The organism is Pseudomonas tremae (assembly GCF_001401155.1).
GTDB lineage: Bacteria > Pseudomonadota > Gammaproteobacteria > Pseudomonadales > Pseudomonadaceae > Aquipseudomonas > Aquipseudomonas tremae.
This window is the reverse complement of sequence record NZ_LJRO01000133.1, coordinates 24,690-47,549: the sequence shown is the minus strand read 5'-3', so window position 1 is coordinate 47,549 and position 22,860 is coordinate 24,690. Positions and strand designations below refer to the sequence as shown.

Sequence of the window (22,860 nt, the reverse complement as noted above, 5' to 3'; positions counted from 1 at the left end):
GAGTATAAAGCTCTACGCGCCTGCTGTGTGGTGCTACCCGACGGATCAGCGAATCTTGCCTTCCGTCAGTGTCAGCTCTTCCTTGTCGAAGTCGTCCACATCGATCACCACGCGACGAGCCGCTTCCGCCGTGCGCAATGTCTGCACTTCATCTGCCTGCAGCACACCAAGACGCAACGCAGCGTCGATGGCATGTTCGCCGGCGTCGGGTTTGACCTGACCGCTTTTGAGCGCCACTTGCAATTTTTTATGAAGCGGATAGGCGGCGCTCAGCAGGTCCACTGCATGTTGCAGGGCGCCCACCGGGTCTTCTGCCGATTGCGGGCGGTAGCAGCCTGCCAGCAGCTCTTCAAGGGTCGGATCGCCTTTGGCTCGGCCCAGCACCTGTGCAACCTCGGCGTCCAGCTTGTCCGACGGCCCCTTGTGACGACGGCCAAACGGGAAGACCACAGCGCGCAGTACGCCGCCCAGCAACCGGTTAGGAAAATTGCTGAGGATTTCGTCCATCGCACGTTCCGAATGCCCGAGGCTTTCTTCCATCGCCCAACGAAACAACGGGCTCATGTGGTCGGGCGAACCCAGATCGTGATAACGCTTGAGCGCGGCCGAGGCGAGGTACATGTGACTGAGTACGTCACCCAGCCGTGCGGACAGGCGTTCACGGCGCTTGAGCTCGCCACCCAGCAGCATCATGCTCAGGTCGGCCAGCATCGCAAACGCTGCTGCCTGCCGATTGAGCGCGCGGAAATAGCCCTGACTCAGGCTGTTGCCCGGCGCTCGTTCGAAATGCCCGAAGCCGAGATTGAGGATCAGGGTGCTGGCCGCGTTGCTTACCGCAAACCCGATGTGCTTGAGCAGAAGACTGTCAAACTCGAGCAGGGCTTGTTGCTTGTCTTCGCGTCCGGCCAACGCCATTTCCTTGAGCACGAACGGATGGCAGCGAATGGCACCCTGGCCGAAGATCATCAGATTGCGCGAGAGGATGTTGGCGCCTTCGACGGTAATGAAGATCGGCGCGCCTTGCCAGTTACGGCCCAGATAGTTGTTCGGCCCCATGATGATGCCCTTGCCACCGTGCACATCCATCGCATGGCCGATGCACTCGCGGCCACGCTCGGTCAGGTGGTACTTGAGGATCGCCGACAGTACCGAAGGTTTCTCGCCCAGATCGACTGCGTTGGCCGTCAGCATGCGGGCGCTGTCCATCAGCCAGGCGTTGCCGCCTATGCGCGCCAGTGCCTCCTGAATACCTTCAAAAGCCGACAGCGGCACATTGAATTGCTCTCGAACCTTGGCGTACTGCCCTGTCACCAGGCTGGTGTATTTGGCCGCGCCAGTGCCGACCGCAGGCAGCGAAATCGAGCGACCCACCGACAGGCAGTTCATCAGCATCATCCAGCCTTTGCCGAGCATCGGCTGACCACCGATCAGGTAGCTCAGGGGCACGAACACGTCCTTGCCCGAGTTCGGGCCATTCATGAACGCGGCGCCCAGCGGCAGATGGCGACGGCCGATCTCCACACCCTGGGTTTCGGTAGGGATCAGCGCCAGGCTGATGCCCAGGTCTTCCTCTTCACCCAGCAGGTGCTCGGGGTCGTAAGCCTTGAAGGCCAGGCCGAGCAGGGTGGCCACCGGGCCGAGGGTGATGTAGCGCTTCTCCCAGGTCAGACGCAGGCCGATGACTTCTTCGCCCTGCCACTGGCCTTTGCAGATGATGCCGGTGTCGGGCATCGCGCCTGCATCGGAGCCTGCCAGCGGACCGGTCAACGCAAAGCAGGGAATGTCTTCGCCACGTGCCAGACGCGGCAAGTAGTGATTGCGCTGTTCGTCGGTGCCGTAATGCAGCAGCAATTCAGCCGGGCCGAGGGAATTGGGGACCATCACGGTGGACGCCAGGTCACCGCTGCGGGTGGCCAGTTTCATCGCAACCTGAGAGTGAGCGTAGGCCGAGAAGCCCTTGCCGCCGAACTCTTTGGGAATAATCAGAGCGAAAAAGCCGTGCGCTTTCATGTGCGCCCAGGCTTGGGGTGGCAGGTCCATCGCCTGGCCGATCTCCCAATCGCTGACCATCGCACAGAGTTCTTCGGTCGGGCCATCGATAAACGCCTGTTCTTCTTCGGTCAGGCGGACTTTCGGATAGGCCAGCAATTTGTCCCAGTCCGGACGCCCGCTGAACAGTTCGCCATCCCACCAGACCGTCCCGGCGTCGATGGCATCGCGCTCGGTTTCTGACATGGGTGGCAAGACTTTTTGGAACCAGCTGAACATCGGGGTGGTGAAATGTTTACGGCGCAGATCAGGCAGTATCAGCGGTATGAATAGCGCCAGCCACAACAACCAGAACACTGTCAGCAGCCATCCTGGCGCGCGGCTGAAAATACCCATGGCCAACAAATAGACAGCCACTACGCCAAGCGCCGGGAGCGGGTCGATACGTCGGTGAGCCAGCCAGGCAATGCCGACGACCAGCACTACAATCCACAACAACAGCATAGGTGTTCCTCCGTGATGACAGCCGCCCTGGCAGCTACCAGTAACTGGTCGCCAGGCAGTGGTGAGGCGACATCGATAGTGACCCCTGGCTAACAAGGAAGTTGCCGCAGGATCGGCGTAGACTGATGGTATTCATTTACCAGCGTAGGCGAGGGGAACGCAATGCTTAAAATCTGGGGACGGAAGAATTCCAGCAATGTGCGCAAGGCGCTCTGGGTTGCCGAAGAAGTCGGGGTTCCTTATCAAACCCAGGATGCCGGTGGCGCGTTCGGCCTGGTTGACGAAGCGGCTTACCGTGCGAAAAACCCCAACGGGCGCATCCCCATGATCGAAGACGGCGATTTTGTGCTTTGGGAGTCCAATGCCATCGTGCGCTATCTGGCGGCGCGTCACGCCCCTGATTCCGAGCTGTACCCCGCTGATGTGCAGGCTCGCGCCAGTGCAGACAAATGGATGGACTGGGCTACTTCGACCATTGCTGCTGCCTTCAGCCCGGTATTCTGGGGCGTGGTGCGCACGCCGGCTGACAAGCAGGACTGGCCTGCCATCGAGCAAGGCATAAAGAACCTGCACGGTCTGCTGCTGATCGCCGATGAGGCGTTGTCCCGACAGCCTTATCTGTCTGGCGAGGTTTTCGGTATGGGCGACATTCCGCTGGGCTGCTTTGCCTACGGCTGGTTTGAAATGCCGATTGAACGTCCGCCGCTGCCTCACCTCCAAGCCTGGTATGAACGTCTGAAAGCACGTCCGGCCTATCGCAAGGCTGTCATGAGCCCGCTGACCTGATGCTGCAAACGGGGCCAGATGGATCATGCCCGGCGCTCGATATTTACTATTAACAGATGTGTCTGTACTTGACCGGCTCAGCCAAGCACCATTGTTCGATTGAGGCTGAGCGGGTCGACGACTGGCCGCTGCTTCCAGCCTGATTCATTTCCTTTTTCCTGATGGGTATTTCTCAAGATATGTCTTCCGCTCTGTCCATTCGGCAGCTCACCAAAACCTACGGCAACGGGTTCCAGGCCTTGAGTGGCATCGATCTGGACGTGGCCGAAGGTGATTTTTTCGCCTTGCTCGGCCCTAACGGCGCTGGCAAATCCACCACCATTGGCGTCATCTCGACGCTGGTCAACAAGACCGGCGGAACAGTGAACATCTTCGGTCACGACCTGGACCGTGAACCTGCTGCGCTCAAGCGTTGCATCGGCGTCGTGCCGCAAGAGTTCAACTTCAACCAGTTCGAGAAGACCTTCGATATAGTCGTGACTCAGGCCGGCTATTACGGCATCCCGGCGAAAATTGCCAAGGAACGCGCCGAGCAGTACCTGACCCAACTGGGTCTGTGGGACAAGCGCGACGTACCTTCGCGTTCGTTGTCCGGCGGCATGAAACGGCGCCTGATGATTGCCCGCGCGCTGATTCACGAGCCGCGTCTGCTGATCCTCGATGAGCCAACGGCCGGTGTGGATATCGAACTGCGCCGCTCGATGTGGACCTTCCTCACCGAGCTGAACAGAAAAGGCATCACCATCATTCTGACCACTCACTACCTGGAAGAGGCCGAGCAGCTATGCCGCAACATCGGCATCATCGACCATGGAGTGATAGTGCAGAACACCGGAATGAAACAGCTGCTCGCCACGCTCACCGTCGAGACGTTTGTGCTCGACCTCAAGGAATCCTGGCAGAACGCTCCTCAGTTGCCGGGCTTTCCCTGCCGGCTGCTGGACAGCCATACGCTGGAAGTTCAGGTCGACAAGAATGTCGGCATCACTGCGCTGTTCAGCCAGTTGGCGTTCCAGAACATTGAAGTGTTGAGCCTGCGCAATAAATCTAATCGCCTTGAGGAGTTGTTTGTGTCTCTGGTTGAGAAAAACCTGGCGAAGGTGGCGGTATGATCGAGCAAAACGGCGAACTGCGTCCCAATCTGGTTGCCCTGAAAACCATCGTCTATCGCGAAGTCCACCGCTTCATGAGGATCTGGCCACAGACCTTGCTGCCACCAGCGATCACCATGGTCCTGTACTTCGTGATTTTCGGGAATCTGATCGGCCGGCAGATCGGTGACATGGGTGGTTTCACCTACATGCAATACATCGTGCCTGGCCTGATCATGATGTCGGTGATCACCAACTCCTACGGCAATGTGGTTTCAAGCTTCTTCGGTGCAAAGTTTCAGCACTCCATCGAAGAGCTGATGGTCTCGCCGGTGTCGCCGCACACCATTCTGGTCGGCTACACCCTGGGCGGTGTGTTGCGCGGCCTGATGGTGGGGTTCATCGTCACCATGTTGTCGATGTTTTTCACCGACCTGCAAGTGCATCACCTGGGCGTGACTATTATTGTGGTCGTGCTGACCGCAACGATCTTCTCCCTGCTGGGTTTCATCAACGCAGTGTTCGCGCGCAATTTCGATGATATTTCGATTATCCCGACGTTCGTTCTGACCCCGTTGACGTATCTGGGCGGTGTGTTCTATTCAATCAACCTGCTGCCGCCGTTCTGGCAGACCGTGTCGCTGGCCAACCCGGTCCTGCACATGGTCAACGCATTTCGCTACGGCATTCTGGGCGTGTCCGACATCAAGATCAGCATCGCTCTGGCGTTCATGATCGTTGCGACCATCGTGCTGTACCTTGGCTGCGCACGGCTGCTGGTCAGCGGGCGCGGTATGCGCCAGTAACACATCGGCTTCGACCCGCCAGGCTGGCGGGTCGGCTGGTTGTAGAGCGCTGTTGCTCAAATTCTGCAATACACCATTCCTGCTGATTGTCCCCCGGTGCGTTAATCCTTAGAGCTTTCTGCTTCAGGGAATCATCATGCGCACAGGGATGATCGCGCTTGCGCTGGGGCTTGTTGCCCTGCGTTTTCTGCCGGTATTGCCGCCGATCTGGCTATTGCTGCTGATGCCGATACTGGCGTTGATGCTGCTGCCGTTTCGTACTTATCCAATGGCGTTTTTTCTGGTCGGCTTCACGTGGGCGTGCGTGTCGGCGCAGTGGGCGCTGAATGATCGCCTGCTGCATCGGTTTGACGGCCAGACGCTGTGGGTGCAGGGCAACGTCGTCGGGTTGCCGAGTGTTGCAGAAGGCGTGGTGCGTTTCGAACTGGAGGATGCGCGCTCGCGGCGCGCGAAGCTGCCTGCGCGTATTCGCGTGGCCTGGTACGGCGGCCCCGATGTCAAAAGCGGCGAGCGCTGGCGTCTGGCCCTCAAACTCAAGCGTCCGGGCGGGCTGGTCAACCCGGATGCCTTCGATTATCAGGCCTGGCTACTGGCCCGGCGCATCGGCGCGACCGGTACTGTGGCAGACGGTCAATTGCTGACGCCAGCGCGCGGGGCCTGGCGCGATGGCATTCGTCAGCGGTTGCTGGCGGTCGATGCGCAGGGCAGGGAAGGCGGTCTGGCGGCGCTGGTGCTGGGCGACGGCTCGGGCCTGTCGCGCACTGACTGGCAAGTGCTGCAAAACACCGGCACGGTCCACCTGCTGGTCATTTCCGGTCAGCATATCGGTCTGCTGGCAGGGGTGGTCTATGCGTTGATTGCAGGTCTGGCACGTTGGGGGCTATGGCCACGGGCGTTGTCCTGGCTGCCGACGGCATGTGCATTGGCGTTTGTCGCGGCGCTGGGCTACGGGCTGCTGGCTGGCTTCGAAGTCCCGGTCCGACGTGCTTGCGTGATGGTGGGCATGGTGTTGCTGTGGCGCTTGCGCTTTCGGCACCTGGGCGTTGTCTGGCCACTCCTATTGTCATTCTGCGCGGTGCTGATCTTTGAGCCGTTGGTAACCCTGCAACCCGGTTTTTGGCTGTCATTCGCGGCAGTGGGCATTCTGATCCTGATCTTCAGTGGTCGTCTCGGCGCCTGGCAGTGGTGGCAAAGCTGGACGCGCGCGCAATGGTTGATCGCCATTGGCCTGCTGCCGATACTGCTGGCGCTGAACCTGCCGATCAGCCTGAGTGGTCCGTTTGCCAATTTGCTCGCTGTGCCCTGGGTGAGCGTCATCGTCTTGCCGCTGGCACTGATCGGCACCTTGCTGCTGCCGTTTCCGGTGGTGGGTGAAGGCCTGCTGTGGCTGGCGGGCGGCGCTCTGGAGTGGCTGTTCGTGTTTCTCGGCTGGGTGGCCGACGTCCTGCCCGCCTGGCTGCCCAGTGCGGTGCCCGTTTGGGCATGGCTGATAAGCCTGCTCGGAGCCTTTGTTTTATTGCTGCCCAGAGGTGTGCCGATGCGCCCTCTGGGCTGGCCTTTGTTGCTGCTATGCGTTTTTCCGCCCATCACACCGGTACCGATGGGGCGGGTCGAGGTGCTGCAGCTCGATGTCGGGCAGGGCCTGTCGATTCTGCTGCGCACGCGCAATCACACCCTTTTGTATGACGCAGGGCCACGCTTTGGTGAATTCGATATCGGCGAGCGTGTGGTGGTGCCCGCCATTCGCAAGAGTGGTGTTCGTCATCTTGATCTGATGCTGATCAGCCATGCCGACGCGGATCATGCTGGCGGCGCCCTGGCGGTTCATCGGGCCTTCCCGGTGAACCGAGTGTCGGGCGGAGAGGTGGCCAGGCTGACCCCGCAGCTCGACGCCGGGCTGTGCGAAAACGGCGAACGCTGGGAATGGGACGGCGTCGTGTTCACGACATGGCGCTGGGAGGAGGCCCCCGACGGCAACGCGGGCTCCTGCATCCTCAGCGTCGAGGCCAATGGCGAGCGCCTGTTGTTAACGGGCGACATTGATGTACACGCCGAGCGTGCGGCGATGGGCAGCGGCTTCGACCTGCGCGCCCACTGGTTGCAGGCGCCGCACCACGGCAGCCGCAGTTCTTCCTCCAAGCGGTTTTTGCAGGCAGTCGCGCCGGTTGGTGTACTGATCTCGCGCGGCCACAACAATGCCTTTGGCCATCCTCATCCACTGGTCATGGCGCGCTATCGGTGGCTGGGTATCGCCAGTTATGACAGCGCCGAACTGGGCGCTGTCAGCCTGCAACTGGGGGCATTCGGTACACCACAAGCGGAGCGTGCACAACGGCGCTTCTGGCGTGATTGAATGAAGGGATATCGATCTCGACGTTCGGCACTTGGCGACCCTATGCTAGAGTGGCGGCAATTTTTCGAGGGAGTGATCACTGTGTGGGAACTGGTCAAATCGGGCGGCTGGATGATGCTGCCGATCATTTTAAGCTCCATCGCCGCTGTCGGCATCATTATCGAACGCCTGTGGACGCTGCGCGCCAGCCGGATTGCGCCACCGCATCTGTTGGGGCAGGCCTGGCAGTGGATTCAGGAAAAGAAGCTGGACAACGAAAAACTCAAGCAACTGCGCGCAGATTCGCCGCTGGGCGAGATCCTGGCTGCCGGTCTGACCAACTCCAGGCACGGTCGCGAGATCATGAAGGAGTGCATCGAGGAGGCCGCCGCTCGCGTCATTCATGACCTGGAACGCTACCTGAGCGCACTGGGCTCGATCGCCGCGATGGCGCCTCTGCTCGGTCTGCTGGGCACAGTATTGGGCATGATCGACATTTTCGGCTCGTTCAACAGCACCGGTGCCACGGCCAATGCCGGTGTGCTGGCGAGTGGTATTTCCAAGGCGCTTATCTGTACTGCGTCGGGCCTTATCGTTGCGATCCCTGCGATCTTCTTTCACCGCTTTCTGCAAAGCCGTGTCGATGAACTGGTGGTCGGTATGGAGCAGCAAGCAATTCGTCTGGTCGAGGTGGTGCAGGGCGACCGTGATGTCGATCTGATCGACGCCAAAATAGACCTCAAATCGCTGGCCAGGGCAGGCGGGGGCAAGAAGAAGTGAAATTTCGCCGCCGCAGACCTCGCGAAAACATCGACATCAATCTGGTCTCTCTGATTGACGTGGTGTTCATCCTGCTGCTGTTTTTCATCGTGACGACCACGTTTACCCGTGAGACCCAGCTGCGTGTGGACTTGCCACAGGCAGTCACCGGCACGCCGGAGGTGGACGCCGCCGCGAAGCACCTGGACATCGCCATCAATGCCGACGGGATATTTTCCCTGAACAATCAGCTGTTGCCGAAGAACGACCTGGCAACGCTGATCGAAGCACTGCAGCGCGAGTCGGCGGGCGATACCAGCTTGCCGCTGTCTATCAGCGCGGATGGCAAGACCCCTCATCAGTCGGTCATCACGGCCATGGATGCAGCAGGGAAACTGGGCTTCAGTCATTTGCGCATGACCACTGTCGAGGCCACAACGGCTAACTGATGGCATTTACCGACCGTTTGCTTGATGCCTGGTACAAGGGCCACCCGGCGCTGATGTTGTTGCGTCCGCTGGAAAGCCTTTACCGACGCGTGGTGGACAGCAAACGGGCGCGTTTTGTGGCTGGCGAGGGCGATATCTATCGGGCCCCGGTGCCGATTATCGTGGTTGGCAATATCACCATCGGTGGCACAGGCAAAACGCCTCTGATCCTCTGGATGATCGAACACTGCCGCCTCCGCGGGCTGCGCGTAGGCGTTGTCAGCCGAGGTTATGGCGCCAAACCGCCAAGCCTGCCCTGGCGTGTACAGCCTGACCAGAGCGCCGCCGAGGCAGGTGACGAGCCTTTGCTCATCGTCAAGCGCTGCGGTGTGCCGCTGATGATCGACCCTGATCGCAGTCGCGCCGTTCAGGCGTTGCTCGCTGCCGAGCCGCTGGACCTGATTCTTTCCGACGATGGCTTGCAGCATTACCGTCTGGCGCGTGACCTTGAATTGGTGCTGATCGATGCCGCCCGAGGTCTGGGCAATCGCCGCTGCCTGCCGGCCGGCCCGTTGCGCGAGCCGGTCGAACGGCTTAAGAGTGTCGATGCCTTGCTCTACAACGGCGCTGCTGCGGATCGCGACGATGGCTACGCGTTCTCGCTCAAGCCGTCTGCGCTGATCAACCTGCGGAGCGGCGAGCGCCGGCCAGTTGACTATTTCCCGGCCGGGCAGGCGCTGCATGCGGTCGCCGGAATCGGCAATCCGCAACGTTTCTTCAAGACCCTCGAAGGACTACACTGGCGACCGGTGGCTCACGCTTTCGCCGACCATGCAGTCTACAGTGCTCAGGCGCTGACCTTTACCCCGGCTTTACCCTTGGTCATGACCGAGAAGGATGCGGTGAAGTGTCGTGCCTTCGCAGGCGACGACTGGTGGTATCTGGCGGTCGATGCAGCGCCGTCCGACGCCTTCGTCGGCTGGTTCGATGAGCAACTCCTCCGTCTTTCTTCATGATTGCTTCAGGATCTCCTATGGACACCAAACTACTCGACATCCTTGCCTGCCCCATCTGCAAGGGGCCATTGAAGCTCAGCGCCGACAAGACCGAGCTGATCAGCAAGGGCGCAGGCCTTGCCTATCCGGTTCGTGACGGTATTCCGGTGATGCTGGAAAGCGAAGCGCGCACCCTGACCGCCGATGAGCGACTGGAAAAATGACAGCAGCCTTTACCGTCGTCATTCCGGCGCGTTACGGCTCCAGCCGGTTTCCCGGCAAGCCGTTGCAAACCATTGCTGGCAAACCCATGGTTCAGCTTGTCTGGGAACAGGCACGCAAGAGCAGTGCCGAGCGTGTAGTGGTGGCGACTGACGATGCACGCATCGTCGAGGCGTGCCGCGCATTTGGCGCTGAAGTGCTGCTGACCCGCGAAGACCACAACTCCGGCACCGATCGCCTGGCCGAGGTAGCCACGCAACTGGGGCTGGCGGCCGATGCGATTGTGGTCAATGTCCAGGGCGACGAACCGATGATCCCGCCTGCGGTGATTGACCAGGTGGCAGCCAACCTGGCTGCGCATCCGGAAGCCGGCATGGCTACCCTGGCCGAGCCTATCGATGATGTGGCGGCGTTGTTCAATCCGAACATCGTCAAGGTCTCGACCGACATCAACGGTCTGGCCCTGACCTTCAGCCGCGCTCCGCTTCCGTGGGCGCGGGATGCGCTGGCCAGTGATAAAGACCGGTTGCCTGCGGGTGTGCCTTACCGCCGGCATATCGGTATCTATGCCTACCGTGCGGGTTTTCTGCATGACTTCGTCAGTTGGGGGCCGTGCTGGCTGGAAAACACCGAAAGCCTCGAGCAATTGCGTGCGCTGTGGAATGGCGTGCGCATTCATGTGGCTGACGCGCTTGAAGCGCCGCCCGGCGGTGTCGACACACCTGAAGACCTTGAGCGCGTAAGACGCCTTCTGGAGGCTTGATGCGGTTTATCCAGCCAGCTGGAAAGGTGAGGGCATGACCTTGCAGGTTCACTCCGATGTTTCCCTGAAGCCGTTCAATACCTTTGGTGTGAATGTACAGGCGCAACTGTTTGCCGAAGCGCACAGCGATGACGATGTTCTCGAGGCGCTGGCGTATTCCGCCGAACACAATGTGCCGCTGCTGGTCATCGGCGGCGGCAGCAATCTGTTGCTTAGCAGTGATGTGCAGGCGCTGGTGCTGCGCATGGCGAGCCGCGGCATTCGCATCGTGCGTGAAGACTGTGCGGAATCGATTGTAGAGGCCGAGGCCGGCGAGCCCTGGCATCCGTTTGTTCAATCCTGTCTGGAGCTTGGGCTGGCAGGGCTCGAAAATCTCAGCCTGATTCCAGGTACGGTAGGCGCGGCCCCGATGCAGAACATCGGGGCGTATGGCGTCGAGATCAAGGATGTCTTTCATAGCCTGACTGCGCTGGACCGCGAAACTGGCGAGCTGCGAGAGTTTTCTCTTGACGACTGTGCGTTTGGTTACCGGGACAGCGTTTTCAAGCACCAGGTAGCACGCTGGTTGATTCTGCGTGTGCGTTTCAGGCTGACTCGCGACGCCAGATTGCATCTTGAGTACGGCCCGGTCCGTCAGCGTCTTAATGAACTGGGCATCGAAAAACCGACGCCGTTCGATGTCAGTCGCGCAATCTGCGCCATTCGTAGCGAAAAACTGCCTGACCCTGCGGTATTGGGCAACGCAGGCAGTTTTTTCAAGAATCCGGTGATTTCGGCTGAGCTTTACATCAGGCTCCAGGCCGAGCATCCAGGTGTGGTCGGCTACCCGCAGCCTGATGGCCGGGTGAAGTTGGCGGCGGGATGGTTGATCGAGCAGGCTGGCTGGAAGGGCTTCCGTGAAGGCGACGCCGGGGTGCATACGCTCCAGTCACTGGTGCTGGTCAATTACGGACAGGCCAGTGGCCTGCAATTGCTCAACCTCGCGCGCCGAATTCAGGCCGATATCGCCGAGCGTTTCGGTGTCGAGCTGGAAATGGAGCCGAACCTCTACTAAGCAAGGCTCCGCACATTTATATCTGCGTCTCGGCCTACGCAAACTCAGAAACGGACACAGCGTTTGCGGCCAGACCAAAGAGTTATCCTGAATCGCAGATGTAAAAAAGCCCCGCCTGTCTGCACAAGCGGGGCTTTTTCATGGGCCGGAGTTAGATGAGAGGTTTAGTCTCGTCTTCCTTATTGGCTTCATGGTGAGGCTGAGCGGTTTGGTGGCTGGTTGCAGCCTCTTCGGTTGCCGGTGAAGGCTGGACCGATTCTGGCTCTGCAGCAACAGGTGCTGCCTCAGCAACCGGAGCGCTTGCAGCCGCCGCACGACGCGCTTCTTCTTCGCGTTTGCGGCGACGAACTTCACGCGGATCGTTGGGGGCACGACCAGTGCTGCTGACCGGAGCTGCCGGTTGTTCCTCGATCGCCGGTTCCTGCTCTGCGGGTGCAGACACCTGTTCCTCGGCAGCGGCCTGAGGCGCGGCATAAGGTACAGGTTCTTCTTTCGCGAATGCAGGCTCGGCAGCAGGTGCTTCGACAGGTGTTGGCAGTTCGGATGATTCAGTGGCTGGCACTTCCTCATGAGCCGCTGCTTCGACCGGCGCTTGTGGCGCAGGCTCTGGCGTTGGCTTGAACGGCACTACACGCTCGGCATGCGGTGCCTCGAACTGCTCGGTCGGTGCTGCAAAAGCCGGTGCTTCGGTCGCTGCTGGCAGAACTTCTACTTCAGGAGCAGGTTGCGCAACCGGAGTGTCGATCACCGCAGGCGCTTCAACGGCTGGGGCTTCAACGACAGGCTCTGCTGCTGCCGACGCATCTGCGACCGGTGCTTCAGTGGCTGTTGTCTGGGCGGCTGGCTGTTCAAATGCAGGTGCTTCAACAGCCGGCGCTTCGGCGGCAGGAGTCTGCTGTGCAGGCTCTGCAGTCGATGCGTCTGTGCTGTTGGCGCGCTCGGCCTGCTGATGCGCATCGGCTTCGGCTGGAGCGCTGATCACGCTACTGGCGGCAGAGGCGGCGGCTGTGAAGCCAAGACCGGCCGACAGATCGGCGCTGCCTTCTTCGTTACCGTTTTCGTCGGAGCCTTCGATCACATTGCCGTTGGCATCACGTTGACGCTCGCGACGGTTGCTGCGACGACGCTGACCGCGGGAGCGGCGGCGAGGGCGGTCGCCTTCACTGCCGTCGTTGCTGTCCTGATTCTCGTCGTTGGCCTGTTCGTCGTTGAGCAGTACTTGCTCTTCTTCGGATGCAGCCGCCGCGGCCTGTTCGGCGCGTGGTTGACGTTCTTCACGAGGCTGGCGTGGTTGACGCTCTTCACGCGGAGCGCGTTCAGGACGTTCTTCGCGGGCCAGATCAACAGCCGGGGCTGCGTCCAGAGGCTCGCGCAGTTCACGAACCGGGCGGTCTTCACGAGCTTCACGCGGCTTGCGCTCACGGGAAGTACGGGCCGGACGCTCTTCGCGAGGTGCCGAGTCTTCACGGGCTTCACGAGGTTCGCGGACGGCACGTTCTTCACGCGGTGCGCGTTCTTCGCGAGGCGCACGCTCTTCACGCGGGGCGCGTTCGGCACGCTCCTCGCGGGGAGCACGTTCTTCACGAGGTTTGCGTTCTTCATCACGACGATTGTTGCGGCCACGGCTCTGTTGACGACCGTTGCGACGTTCTTCGTTGCGAGCTGGACGCTGTTCTGCAGCCGGTTTTTCAACTACTACCGGTGCAACAGGCTCTTCCTTGGTCGCGAACAGGCTGACCAGGGATTTCACCAGGCCCTTGAACAGGCTTGACTCGTGAGCGACAGGTGCAGGCGTCGGAGCAGGTGCAACGGCTTCTACCGGAACCGGCGCATTGGCGCGCGCTGGAGCAGTCTTGACGGCTGCCTCCTGACGAACCAGGGTGCGGGTTGCGGCAGCCAGCGGGGCAATCTCTTCCACTTCGGCGGCGGCAGCGGCGATTTCGTAGCTGGTCTGGCTGTTGTGCGCTTCCGGGCTGTCATCACGCAGACGCTGAACCTCGAAGTGCGGGGTTTCGAGCTGGTCATTCGGCAGGATGATGATGCGTGCGCGAGTGCGCAATTCGATCTTGGTGATCGAGTTGCGTTTTTCATTGAGCAGGAACGCAGCAACCGGGATCGGCACCTGGGCACGTACTTCGGCAGTACGGTCTTTCAGGGCTTCTTCTTCGATCAGGCGCAGGATGGCCAGCGACAGCGATTCGACGTCGCGGATGATGCCGGTGCCGTTGCAGCGGGGGCAAACGATGCCGCTGCTTTCGCCCAACGATGGACGCAGGCGCTGACGGGACATTTCCAGCAGGCCGAAGCGCGAGATGCGACCGACCTGAACGCGGGCGCGGTCGGCTTCCAGGCTTTCGCGGACTTTTTCTTCCACTGCGCGCTGGTTCTTGGCCGGCGTCATGTCGATGAAGTCGATGACAATCAGGCCGCCGATGTCGCGCAGACGCAATTGACGGGCGATTTCCTCAGCCGCTTCAAGGTTGGTCTGCAGGGCGGTTTCTTCGATGTCGCTGCCTTTGGTGGCGCGCGCCGAGTTGATGTCGATGGACACCAGGGCTTCGGTAGGATCGATGACGATGGAGCCGCCGGAAGGCAATTCGACCACGCGCTGGAAGGCGGTTTCGATCTGGCTTTCGATCTGGAAGCGGTTGAACAGCGGAACGCTGTCTTCGTAGAGCTTGATCTTGCTGGCGTACTGCGGCATCACCTGGCGGATGAAGGTCAGGGCTTCTTCCTGGGCTTCGACGCTGTCGATCAGGACTTCACCGATGTCCTGGCGCAGATAGTCGCGGATGGCGCGGATGATGACGTTGCTTTCCTGGTAGATCAGGAAAGGAGCCGAACGATCGAGGGACGCTTCCTTGATGGCGGTCCACAGTTGCAGCAGGTAATCGAGGTCCCACTGCATTTCTTCGCTGCTGCGGCCAAGGCCTGCAGTGCGAACGATCAGACCCATGTCGGCGGGGGCGATCAGGCCGTTGAGGGCTTCACGCAGTTCGTTGCGCTCTTCGCCTTCGATACGGCGCGAGATGCCACCGGCGCGAGGGTTGTTCGGCATCAGGACCAGATAACGGCCTGCCAGGCTGATGAAGGTGGTCAGGGCTGCGCCCTTGTTGCCACGCTCTTCTTTCTCGACCTGAACGATGACTTCCTGGCCTTCGCTCAGGACGTCCTTGATGTTGACGCGGCCTTCAGGGGCTTTCTTGAAGTACTCGCGGGAGATTTCCTTGAGGGGCAGAAAACCGTGGCGCTCAGAGCCGAAATCGACAAAGGCAGCCTCAAGGCTGGGTTCGATGCGAGTGATTCGGCCTTTATAGATGTTGGCCTTCTTCTGCTCGCGTGCACCTGACTCGATGTCCAGGTCGTAGAGGCGCTGGCCGTCTACCAGTGCAACACGCAACTCTTCGGGTTGAGTTGCGTTAATCAGCATTCTTTTCATGTAGTACCGTCGGTTTCCGGGCTGCCGGAAACGGCGTTCGGCACACACGACTTCTCACGGTCGGTGTCAGGGCACGTCAGGAGTGGTTGGACACTCCAGTGTCTAGCGAGGTCCTCGCCCAGAAGGGGCGGAGGGTCGCGACTACGTTTCCTGCTTGCTGTGGTGGCATAAGACACCCTTTCAGCAAAAGCTTTGTCAGGAGGAGGAATCGACCATCGGTAGCGGACGAGATGAAGCGTCTAGAACAAGCCTTGTGCTACACATTCCGATGGTTGTGCGTCTCCACCCTACACGTATCCCTGATAATTCGGGTGCTGCCGCGCGCAGAATCCGCAGCGGGTTGGCATTTACCGCAGCCTTCGATTGGGAAGGTTGCGCATCATGGCTTGAGGCGTTGTTCCCGAAGCATCCGCTCGTAGCGTCTGGAAGCGACTGCACTTTGTGAACTGGCCATGAACTGTCCGCACTGACCGCGAGCTGTCTGCTCTGCTGTCAGGCGTGTTTCCGGCCTCATGTCACCTGCGCTTGTTACGTTCCAGCGTGCTCCGTTGTCACCGAACACTGCGTAGGACGGCCTCCCGTCCTTGTGAATTGCGTTGGTCAGGGCCGGTTGTCAACCGTTGATCCGCTGCCCGGCCGCTTTTGGCGGCGTTCGCGACTATAGCAGCAATCATTAAGTGCTTCAAATCCATAAAAATTGTTATGATTTGCCGCATGACGAATATTGCCCCTCCAACCCCCGGCGTCCAGCTGGTTGAGGTTGCGCCGGAACTTGCCGGTCAACGCATCGATAATTTTCTGATCACTTATCTCAAGGGCGTGCCCAAGACCTTGATCTACCGCATCGTGCGTAAAGGCGAAGTGCGTGTGAACAAGGGCCGGACCAAGCCTGAATATAAGCTGCAGGCAGGCGATATCGTGCGCATTCCTCCTGTGCGCGTGCCCGAGCGTGACGAGCCCGTGCCGGTTGCGCAGGCACTCTTGCAGCGCCTTGAGGCTGCGATTGTCTACGAAGACAAGGCGCTGATAGTCCTCAACAAGCCTGCGGGTATTGCCGTGCATGGCGGCAGCGGTCTGAGCTTCGGTGTCATCGAAGCCTTCCGCCAGCTGCGCCCGGACGCCAAGGAGCTCGAGCTGGTGCATCGCCTTGATCGAGACACCTCCGGCCTGCTGATGATTGCCAAAAAGCGCAGCATGTTGCGCCATCTGCATGAGGCCCTGCGTGGCGATGGCGTCGACAAGCGCTACATGGCGCTGGTTCGCGGCAATTGGGCGGCTGCCCAGAAGCAGGTTCGCGCCCCGTTGCTCAAGAGCAATCTGCGTTCCGGCGAGCGCATGGTCGAAGTAAACGAGGAGGGCAAGGAGGCGCTGACAATCTTCAAGGTGCTGCGCCGTTTCGGTGACTTCGCCACCATGGTCGAAGCCAAGCCGGTCACCGGTCGTACTCACCAGATCAGGGTGCATACCCTGCATGCAGGTCATGCCATTGCCGGTGATACCAAATATGGTGACGAGAACTTCAGTCGGGAAATTCGTGATCTGGGTGGCAAGCGCCTCTTCCTGCATGCCTACATGCTGACCGTGCCGATGCCTGATGGCAGCAAATTGAATGTGCAGGCGCCTGTCGACGAGATGTGGGCCAGGACAGTGGAGCGTCTTAGTGCGTCGTGATTACGATCTGTTGATATTTGACTGGGACGGCACGCTGGCCGACTCGGTCGGGCGCATTATTCATTCAATGCGCACCGCGGCCATCGAAAGTGGTGTCGAGGTGTGTGACGATTCTGCAATCAAGAACATTATCGGCCTTGGCCTGCCCGAGGCGATCCGCACACTGTACCCGCAGACCAGCGAAACCATTCTTGTCGAAATCCGCCAGCACTACGCTGACGCGTACATGGAGATGGACAAGGTGCCTTCGCCGTTGTTCGAGGGTGTTGTGGAGTCGATGCAGGCGTTTCGCGAAGACGGCTATCGTCTGGCTGTGGCGACCGGCAAAGCGCGACGCGGGCTTGATCGGGTGCTGAAAGCCAATGGCTGGGCGGATTATTTCGACGTCACTCGTGCTGCCGACGAGACCGCCAGCAAGCCTGATCCGTTGATGCTGAACGAGATCATGGCGCACTGCGGTGTCTTGCCGGGCCGTTCGTTGATGATTGGTGACGCCTCGTTCGACCTGCTGATGGCGCGCAATGCCGGTATGGATTCAGTGGCGGTTGGCTATGGTGCGCAACCGCTTGAGTCCCTGCGGCAGTTCGAGCCCATAATGGCCATTGAGCATTTTTCCGAGCTGCGCACCTGGTTAAACAGGCGCAGCGTCTAGATTTCCGGTGAGGGTAGAAGAAGCATGTCTGATGAATGGAAAGCACCCGTTTCGCAGAGCGCGGACGATGGTGTCAATGGCAGGGAAGAGGCTAAAAGCTGGAAGCTTCTTGAAAAAACGCTCCTCGCCAGTGTTCAGGAGCAACGCAGGGCACGGCGCTGGGGGATTTTCTTCAAGCTGCTGACGTTCGCGTTTCTGTTTGTGGCTGTGGTGTTGCCAATGCTTGATCTTGAGGGTGGTGCTTCGCGACGTTCAAGTCATACCGCGCTGATCGACGTGCAGGGTGTGATCGCCGACAAAGAAGCGGCCAGTGCGGAAAATATCGTTACCGCGTTGCAAAAAGCCTTTGAGGATGAAAAGACCAAGGGTGTCATTCTGCGCATCAACAGCCCGGGTGGCAGTCCTGTGCAGTCAGGCTACGTCTATGACGAGATTCGTCGTCTGCGCGCAACCAAGCCCGATATCAAGGTATATGCGGTCATTACCGATCTGGGTGCTTCGGGCGCTTACTACATCGCCAGTGCGGCTGATGAGATTTACGCTGACAAGGCCAGCCTTGTAGGCTCCATCGGGGTCACTGCGGCCGGTTTCGGGTTTGTCGGCACCATGGAAAAGCTGGGTGTCGATCGTCGTACCTACACGTCGGGTGAGCACAAGGCTTTTCTTGATCCGTTCCAGCCGCAAAAAGCTGATGAAACCCAGTTCTGGCAGGGTGTGCTGGATACTACCCATCGTCAGTTCATTGCCAGCGTCAAGCAGGGGCGTGGCGATCGCTTGAAAGACAAGGATCACCCAGAGCTGTTTTCCGGGTTGGTCTGGACCGGTGAGCAGGCGGTCGGGCTTGGTCTGGTGGATGGTCTTGGCAATGCGAGCTACGTGGCGCGTGAGCTGATCAAGGAAAAGGACATTGTCGAATACACGGTCGAAGAGTCGCCTTTTGATCGTTTCTCGAAAAAAATCGGCACCAGCATGGCTGAGCGTATTGCCACGCTGGTCGGCTTCAGTGGTCCGACGTTACGCTGACAGGCATTCAAAGCCTTGGTGTCTGAGCCCTGATCATTGCTGGTCAGGGCTTTTTATTGCAGGCCGTGTTGCAGGCGCTCAGGGGATGCTGACGCCTTCCTTTATAAGCATGTCTACCAGGCGAATCAGTGGCAGCCCTATCAGGCTGGTGGCGTCGCTGCCTTCCGTGCTGCGAAACAGGCTGACACCCAGGCCTTCGGCCTTGAAGCTGCCTGCGCAGTCGTAAGGCTGTTCTGCGTGCAGGTATCGCTCGATGCGGGCCTGATCGAGCTCGCGCATGTGTACGGTAAAGGGCACGCAGTCGATCTGGCATTCTCCGGTCGTGCTGTTAAGCAGCGCCAGGCCGGTCAGAAAGGTTACGCGGTTGCCGCTGGCGGCCGTCAGTTGTTGCAGGGCGCGCTCGAAGGTGTGCGGTTTGCCCAGTATTCGGCCATTGAGCACAGCGACCTGATCCGAACCGATTATCAGGTGCTGCGAATATTCACCCGCCAGCGCCTCGGCTTTTTTGCGGGCGAGGCGCTGCACCAGGTCGTGTGCCGCCTCGTTCGGGTGATGGCTTTCATCGATATCCGGAGACTTGCAGGTGAACGGCAGGCGCAGGCGGGCAAGCAGTTCGCGGCGATAAGTGGAGCTGGAGGCAAGGAGCAGGGAAGGCATGCGGTTCTCCGTAGGCTGAGCGTTGATTCTAAAGAGTGGCCCGAGTGACGAACAGGCCTGAATTTCCTTTGACATGCCAAGGGGGCATCCCTAGAATGCTGCGCCTATGTTGAATGACCCGATTCCATCTCACGTTGACCCGCGCAAATTGTCTGATCGCGGCACTACCCTTCAGGGTGAAGTGCTGCTGGGCGATTTGAAGAGACTCTGCGACCCGCTTGCCGACACTGTCGGTACGGTGCAGGCGAAGTTCATTTTCGAGCGTGACGAACGCCGCTCTGTGGTTATCCACAGTTCGATAGACGTCCCGGTCAAGATGGTTTGCCAGCGTTGTCTTGAGCTGGTGACCCTACCGATCCACAGCGAATGCAGTTATGTCGTGGTGAAGGAGGGTGCGAATACCCAGTCGTTACCGAAAGGTTATGACGTGCTGGAACTGGGCGAAGATCCATTGGATCTGCTGGCATTGATCGAGGATGAGCTACTGCTCGCCTTGCCCATTGTGCCTGCTCATCATCCTGAAGAATGCCAGCAACCGGCGGGTCTCGATGAGCCCGAACCGAGCGTGGACGAGGTAACGCGGTCCAACCCGTTCAGTGTATTGGCGCAGTTAAAGCGTGACCCAAACGTTTAGGAGTTAATCAATTATGGCTGTTCAGCAGAACAAAAAATCCCGCTCTGCCCGTGACATGCGTCGTTCGCACGACGCTCTTGAGGCAAGCACTCTGTCGGTAGAAAAGACCACTGGTGAAATTCACCTGCGTCACCACGTATCGCCAGAAGGCGTATACCGTGGTCGTAAAGTGATCGACAAGGGCGCTGACGAGTAATTTCTTGTCCGCTCCGATCATCGCGATCGACGCAATGGGCGGGGACTTCGGTCCCCGCAACATTGTTCAGGCAAGCCTTGCGTGTCTGACAGCTACACCCTCGCTTCATCTGGCCCTCGTCGGCCAAGCCACCCTTATTGAAGAACTGATTGCCCACCATCAAGGTGTGGATCGCTCGCGCCTGCGCGTTGTAAATGCTAGCGAAGTCATTGCCATGGATGAGCGTCCTTCTCAGGCTCTGCGTGGCAAACCTGATTCCTCCATGCGTGTTGCACTCGAGCTTGTAGCAAGCGGGCAGGCTCAGGCCTGTGTCAGTGCCGGCAACACCGGTGCGTTGATGGCGCTGTCTCGTTACGTGCTCAAGACGTTGCCTGGTATCGACCGGCCCGCGATGATCGCTGCTGTGCCCACCCGCGCAGGTCATTGCCAGTTGCTGGATCTGGGCGCAAATGTCGATTGCAGCGCCGAGGCGCTTTATCAGTTTGCGGTGATGGGGTCTGTTCTTGCCGAGACGCTTGGGATTGTAAAGCCCAGAGTCGCCTTGCTCAACGTGGGCACTGAAGACATCAAGGGTAATCAGCAGGTCAAGCAAGCTGCTGCACTGTTGCAGCAGACTGCGGGGCTCAACTACATCGGCTACGTCGAGGGCGATGGTGTGTACCGGGGGGAGGCCGACGTGGTGGTGTGTGACGGTTTTGTCGGCAACGTGCTGCTCAAGTCTAGTGAAGGGCTGGCTACAATGATTGCCGAGCGGATCGATGCGCTGTTCAGCCGTAACCTGCTGACCAAGGCTGTCGGCGCGATGGCGTTGCCGTTGCTGAAGCGCTTGCGGACCGATCTGGCCCCGGCCCGTCACAATGGTGCCAGCCTTTTGGGGTTGCAGGGCGTTGTGGTGAAAAGCCACGGGGCTGCCAGCGTTGCAGGGTTTCAGAGTGCTATTCAGCGAGCGCAGACCGAGGCCTGCGAAAACTTGCCGCAGCGCCTCAGGGGGCGCCTTGAAGCAGTGCTTCGAGACGACCAGACCTGAAAATGTGACGCATCAGACTGGTCAGTCATCCAACCGATCAGTCATGTAAACTTGAATTCTCGCGTTCGGCTCGTCCGGACGCTTATTTTGACGACAATCATTCAGAGGTCTGTCATATGTCTGCATCCCTCGCATTCGTCTTTCCGGGTCAAGGATCGCAATCGCTCGGCATGCTTGCCGGAATGGGCGAGCAGCATCCGTTGATCCTGGACACATTCGAGCAGGCTTCCGAAGCGCTTGGTTATGACCTGTGGGCATTGACCCAGAGCGGTCCTGCCGAGTTGCTCAATCAGACCGACAAGACCCAACCGGCCATTCTGACCGCTTCCATCGCCCTGTGGCACGTGTGGTTGGCGGAAGGCGGTGCCGTTCCGGCTTTTGTTGCCGGTCATAGCCTGGGTGAATACAGTGCGCTGGTCGCGGCGCAAAGCCTGAGCCTGGCGGATGCCGTCAAGCTGGTGGAGCGTCGTGGTCAGTTGATGCAGGAAGCCGTGCCGGCCGGTCAGGGTGGCATGGCAGCCATTCTGGGTCTTGATGATGCCGACGTCATTGCCGCCTGCGCCGAAGCGGCGCAGGGCGAAGTCGTCAGCGCAGTTAACTTCAACTCGCCGGGCCAGGTGGTCATCGCCGGTTCCGCCGAAGCGGTCAAGCGTGCCATGGAACTGTGCAAGGCCCGTGGGGCGAAGCGTGCCTTGCCGCTGCCGGTCAGCGTGCCTTCGCACTGCGAGCTTATGCGTCCTGCTGCCGAGCGTTTTGCCGAGGCCGTCGAGGCCATCGAATGGCAGGCGCCAGGGATCGCTTTGGTGCAGAACGTCAGCGCGAGCGCAGTCAGTGATCTGGCGACCCTCAAACGTGATCTTCTGGAGCAACTGTACAAGCCTGTGCGCTGGGTCGAATCCATCCAGTGCCTGGCAAGTCGCGGTGCGACCCAGTTGGTGGAATGTGGGCCGAGTAAAGTCCTGGCCGGTCTTAACAAGCGTTGCGCCGAAGGCGTGACGACTTACAACCTTGATACCCCCGAAGCCTTTGCCGCCGCACGCGCGGCACTGGCCTGATTAGGAGAAGTCTGCATGAGCCTTCAAGGTAAAGTGGCACTGGTCACCGGTGCCAGTCGCGGTATTGGTCAAGCCATTGCTCTTGAATTGGGACGCAAGGGTGCGGTCGTTGTAGGTACTGCGACTTCCGAGTCCGGCGCCGAGCGTATAAGTGCGACGTTCAAGGAAAACGGCATCGAAGGCTTCGGTCTGATGCTGAATGTCTGTGATGCCGAGTCTGTAAATTCGGTCTTGTCGACCATTCAGGAACGTGTTGGCGCGCCGTTGATTCTGGTCAATAATGCCGGTATCACCCGTGATAACCTGATGATGCGCATGAAAGATGACGAATGGCATGACGTTGTCGACACCAACCTGAACAGCCTTTTCCGTCTGTCCAAGGGCGTTTTGCGTGGTATGACCAAAGCTCGTTGGGGGCGTATTATCAGCATCGGTTCGGTTGTGGGTGCCATGGGCAACGCCGGTCAAGTAAACTATGCTGCCGCCAAGGCCGGTCTGGAAGGTTTCAGCCGTGCCCTGGCCCGTGAAGTGGGGTCGCGTGCGGTTACCGTCAACTCGGTTGCGCCGGGCTTTATCGACACCGACATGACGCGCGAGCTGCCAGAGGCGCAACGTCAGTCACTGATTACCCAGATCCCCCTGGCTCGCCTGGGGCAAGCTGAAGAGATCGCGCATGTAGTCGCTTTTCTTGCGTCTGAAGGCGCAGGCTACGTTACCGGGGCTACAATCCCGGTCAACGGCGGCATGTACATGAGCTGATGTGACGCTCTGTTTCAA

General features: G+C 59.7%; 21 protein-coding genes. 18 read left to right on the top strand and 3 right to left on the bottom strand.

Annotation, left to right across the window (positions count from 1 at the left end; genetic code table 11):
- Window positions 1–45 precede the first annotated feature (45 nt).
- Window positions 46–2,493 carry an acyl-CoA dehydrogenase gene (locus ALO43_RS09635; RefSeq protein WP_054997430.1) on the bottom strand — a complete coding sequence of 816 codons (2,448 nt, stop codon included), beginning with the start codon at window positions 2,491–2,493 and terminating at the stop codon, window positions 46–48.
- 162 nt (window positions 2,494–2,655) lie between these two features.
- Here ALO43_RS09635 and ALO43_RS09630 point away from each other — a divergent pair, with 162 nt between their 5' ends.
- From ALO43_RS09630 to murB, 10 genes are all read left to right on the top strand, one after another.
- Window positions 2,656–3,279 carry a glutathione S-transferase gene (locus tag ALO43_RS09630; protein WP_024670196.1) on the top strand — a complete coding sequence of 208 codons (624 nt, stop codon included), beginning with the start codon at window positions 2,656–2,658 and terminating at the stop codon, window positions 3,277–3,279.
- Window positions 3,280–3,458: 179 nt separating this feature from the next.
- Window positions 3,459–4,391, top strand: a complete 933-nt coding sequence (locus ALO43_RS09625) for an ABC transporter ATP-binding protein (RefSeq protein ID WP_005892214.1) — start codon at window positions 3,459–3,461, stop codon at window positions 4,389–4,391.
- The gene (locus tag ALO43_RS09620; RefSeq protein WP_005892215.1) at window positions 4,388–5,176 is read left to right on the top strand and encodes an ABC transporter permease; all 789 of its coding nucleotides are present in this window, start codon (window positions 4,388–4,390) and stop codon (window positions 5,174–5,176) included. Before ALO43_RS09625 ends, ALO43_RS09620 begins: the two co-directional genes overlap by 4 nt.
- Window positions 5,177–5,312: 136 nt before the next feature.
- On the top strand, window positions 5,313–7,529 hold the full coding sequence (locus ALO43_RS09615; protein WP_054997429.1) for a DNA internalization-related competence protein ComEC/Rec2: 2,217 nt from the start codon (window positions 5,313–5,315) through the stop codon (window positions 7,527–7,529).
- 42 nt (window positions 7,530–7,571) lie between these two features.
- On the top strand, window positions 7,572–8,288 hold the full coding sequence (locus ALO43_RS09610) for a MotA/TolQ/ExbB proton channel family protein (RefSeq protein ID WP_080267902.1): 717 nt from the start codon (window positions 7,572–7,574) through the stop codon (window positions 8,286–8,288).
- Window positions 8,285–8,716 carry an ExbD/TolR family protein gene (locus ALO43_RS09605; RefSeq protein WP_005892218.1) on the top strand — a complete coding sequence of 144 codons (432 nt, stop codon included), beginning with the start codon at window positions 8,285–8,287 and terminating at the stop codon, window positions 8,714–8,716. Before ALO43_RS09610 ends, ALO43_RS09605 begins: the two co-directional genes overlap by 4 nt.
- Window positions 8,716–9,711, top strand: coding sequence for a tetraacyldisaccharide 4'-kinase (gene lpxK / locus ALO43_RS09600; protein WP_054997428.1), 996 nt, complete (start codon window positions 8,716–8,718; stop codon window positions 9,709–9,711). Before ALO43_RS09605 ends, lpxK begins: the two co-directional genes overlap by 1 nt.
- Before the next feature lie 17 nt (window positions 9,712–9,728).
- Entirely contained in the window at window positions 9,729–9,914 is a 186-nt protein-coding gene (locus tag ALO43_RS09595) for a Trm112 family protein (protein WP_004884599.1), read from the top strand.
- The gene (gene kdsB, locus ALO43_RS09590) at window positions 9,911–10,675 is read left to right on the top strand and encodes a 3-deoxy-manno-octulosonate cytidylyltransferase (RefSeq protein WP_005892221.1); all 765 of its coding nucleotides are present in this window, start codon (window positions 9,911–9,913) and stop codon (window positions 10,673–10,675) included. The genes ALO43_RS09595 and kdsB overlap by 4 nt, the downstream gene beginning before the upstream one ends.
- A 34-nt stretch (window positions 10,676–10,709) precedes the next feature.
- Window positions 10,710–11,729 (top strand): UDP-N-acetylmuramate dehydrogenase, encoded by a 1,020-nt coding sequence (gene murB / locus ALO43_RS09585; protein WP_024670199.1) that lies wholly within the window; start codon window positions 10,710–10,712, stop codon window positions 11,727–11,729.
- Window positions 11,730–11,880: 151 nt separating this feature from the next.
- Here the strand turns inward: murB and rne are convergent, their stop codons facing one another.
- A complete protein-coding gene (gene rne, locus ALO43_RS09580; protein ID WP_054997427.1) occupies window positions 11,881–15,159 on the bottom strand; it encodes a ribonuclease E in 3,279 nt (1,092 codons plus the stop codon).
- A 723-nt stretch (window positions 15,160–15,882) separates the two neighbouring features.
- Between rne and rluC the strand changes: the two genes are divergently transcribed.
- Genes rluC through sppA form a run of 3 tightly spaced genes read left to right on the top strand, consistent with a single transcriptional unit; the run spans window position 15,883 to window position 18,514 of the window.
- Window positions 15,883–16,839, top strand: a complete 957-nt coding sequence (rluC, locus tag ALO43_RS09575) for a 23S rRNA pseudouridine(955/2504/2580) synthase RluC (RefSeq protein ID WP_005892226.1) — start codon at window positions 15,883–15,885, stop codon at window positions 16,837–16,839.
- Entirely contained in the window at window positions 16,829–17,491 is a 663-nt protein-coding gene (locus tag ALO43_RS09570; RefSeq protein WP_054997426.1) for an HAD-IA family hydrolase, read from the top strand. Before rluC ends, ALO43_RS09570 begins: the two co-directional genes overlap by 11 nt.
- Window positions 17,492–17,515: 24 nt before the next feature.
- Window positions 17,516–18,514 (top strand): signal peptide peptidase SppA, encoded by a 999-nt coding sequence (gene sppA / locus ALO43_RS09565; protein ID WP_054990555.1) that lies wholly within the window; start codon window positions 17,516–17,518, stop codon window positions 18,512–18,514.
- Window positions 18,515–18,592: 78 nt separating this feature from the next.
- Here sppA and ALO43_RS09560 read toward each other — a convergent pair whose 3' ends face one another.
- Complete coding sequence (locus ALO43_RS09560) at window positions 18,593–19,171, bottom strand: Maf family protein (protein WP_024670203.1); 579 nt, start codon at window positions 19,169–19,171, stop codon at window positions 18,593–18,595.
- A 106-nt stretch (window positions 19,172–19,277) separates the two neighbouring features.
- Here ALO43_RS09560 and ALO43_RS09555 point away from each other — a divergent pair, with 106 nt between their 5' ends.
- The 5 genes from ALO43_RS09555 (at window position 19,278) to fabG (ending at window position 22,842) form a co-directional block, all read left to right on the top strand.
- The gene (locus ALO43_RS09555) at window positions 19,278–19,805 is read left to right on the top strand and encodes a YceD family protein (RefSeq protein ID WP_054997425.1); all 528 of its coding nucleotides are present in this window, start codon (window positions 19,278–19,280) and stop codon (window positions 19,803–19,805) included.
- A gap of 13 nt (window positions 19,806–19,818) precedes the next feature.
- The gene (gene rpmF, locus ALO43_RS09550) at window positions 19,819–20,001 is read left to right on the top strand and encodes a 50S ribosomal protein L32 (protein WP_002552688.1); all 183 of its coding nucleotides are present in this window, start codon (window positions 19,819–19,821) and stop codon (window positions 19,999–20,001) included.
- A gap of 4 nt (window positions 20,002–20,005) precedes the next feature.
- Window positions 20,006–21,028 carry a phosphate acyltransferase PlsX gene (gene plsX / locus ALO43_RS09545; RefSeq protein ID WP_054997424.1) on the top strand — a complete coding sequence of 341 codons (1,023 nt, stop codon included), beginning with the start codon at window positions 20,006–20,008 and terminating at the stop codon, window positions 21,026–21,028.
- 116 nt (window positions 21,029–21,144) lie between these two features.
- On the top strand, window positions 21,145–22,083 hold the full coding sequence (gene fabD / locus ALO43_RS09540; protein ID WP_054997423.1) for an ACP S-malonyltransferase: 939 nt from the start codon (window positions 21,145–21,147) through the stop codon (window positions 22,081–22,083).
- A 15-nt stretch (window positions 22,084–22,098) separates the two neighbouring features.
- Entirely contained in the window at window positions 22,099–22,842 is a 744-nt protein-coding gene (fabG, locus tag ALO43_RS09535) for a 3-oxoacyl-ACP reductase FabG (RefSeq protein ID WP_005892237.1), read from the top strand.
- The last annotated feature ends 18 nt before the right edge of the window (window positions 22,843–22,860 follow it).

Coding starts and splice junctions, on each gene's coding strand:
- rne (WP_054997427.1), bottom strand. CDS start 15,159: ATGCTGATTAACGCAACTCAACCCGAAGAGTTGCGTGTTGCACTGGTA.
- fabD (WP_054997423.1), top strand. CDS start 21,145: ATGTCTGCATCCCTCGCATTCGTCTTTCCGGGTCAAGGATCGCAATCG.
- fabG (WP_005892237.1), top strand. CDS start 22,099: ATGAGCCTTCAAGGTAAAGTGGCACTGGTCACCGGTGCCAGTCGCGGT.
- sppA (WP_054990555.1), top strand. CDS start 17,516: ATGTCTGATGAATGGAAAGCACCCGTTTCGCAGAGCGCGGACGATGGT.
- ALO43_RS09610 (WP_080267902.1), top strand. CDS start 7,572: ATGCTAGAGTGGCGGCAATTTTTCGAGGGAGTGATCACTGTGTGGGAA.
- ALO43_RS09560 (WP_024670203.1), bottom strand. CDS start 19,171: ATGCCTTCCCTGCTCCTTGCCTCCAGCTCCACTTATCGCCGCGAACTG.
- ALO43_RS09625 (WP_005892214.1), top strand. CDS start 3,459: ATGTCTTCCGCTCTGTCCATTCGGCAGCTCACCAAAACCTACGGCAAC.
- rluC (WP_005892226.1), top strand. CDS start 15,883: ATGACGAATATTGCCCCTCCAACCCCCGGCGTCCAGCTGGTTGAGGTT.
- rpmF (WP_002552688.1), top strand. CDS start 19,819: ATGGCTGTTCAGCAGAACAAAAAATCCCGCTCTGCCCGTGACATGCGT.
- ALO43_RS09620 (WP_005892215.1), top strand. CDS start 4,388: ATGATCGAGCAAAACGGCGAACTGCGTCCCAATCTGGTTGCCCTGAAA.
- ALO43_RS09630 (WP_024670196.1), top strand. CDS start 2,656: ATGCTTAAAATCTGGGGACGGAAGAATTCCAGCAATGTGCGCAAGGCG.
- murB (WP_024670199.1), top strand. CDS start 10,710: ATGACCTTGCAGGTTCACTCCGATGTTTCCCTGAAGCCGTTCAATACC.
- ALO43_RS09595 (WP_004884599.1), top strand. CDS start 9,729: ATGGACACCAAACTACTCGACATCCTTGCCTGCCCCATCTGCAAGGGG.
- kdsB (WP_005892221.1), top strand. CDS start 9,911: ATGACAGCAGCCTTTACCGTCGTCATTCCGGCGCGTTACGGCTCCAGC.
- lpxK (WP_054997428.1), top strand. CDS start 8,716: ATGGCATTTACCGACCGTTTGCTTGATGCCTGGTACAAGGGCCACCCG.
- ALO43_RS09635 (WP_054997430.1), bottom strand. CDS start 2,493: ATGCTGTTGTTGTGGATTGTAGTGCTGGTCGTCGGCATTGCCTGGCTG.
- ALO43_RS09615 (WP_054997429.1), top strand. CDS start 5,313: ATGCGCACAGGGATGATCGCGCTTGCGCTGGGGCTTGTTGCCCTGCGT.
- ALO43_RS09555 (WP_054997425.1), top strand. CDS start 19,278: ATGTTGAATGACCCGATTCCATCTCACGTTGACCCGCGCAAATTGTCT.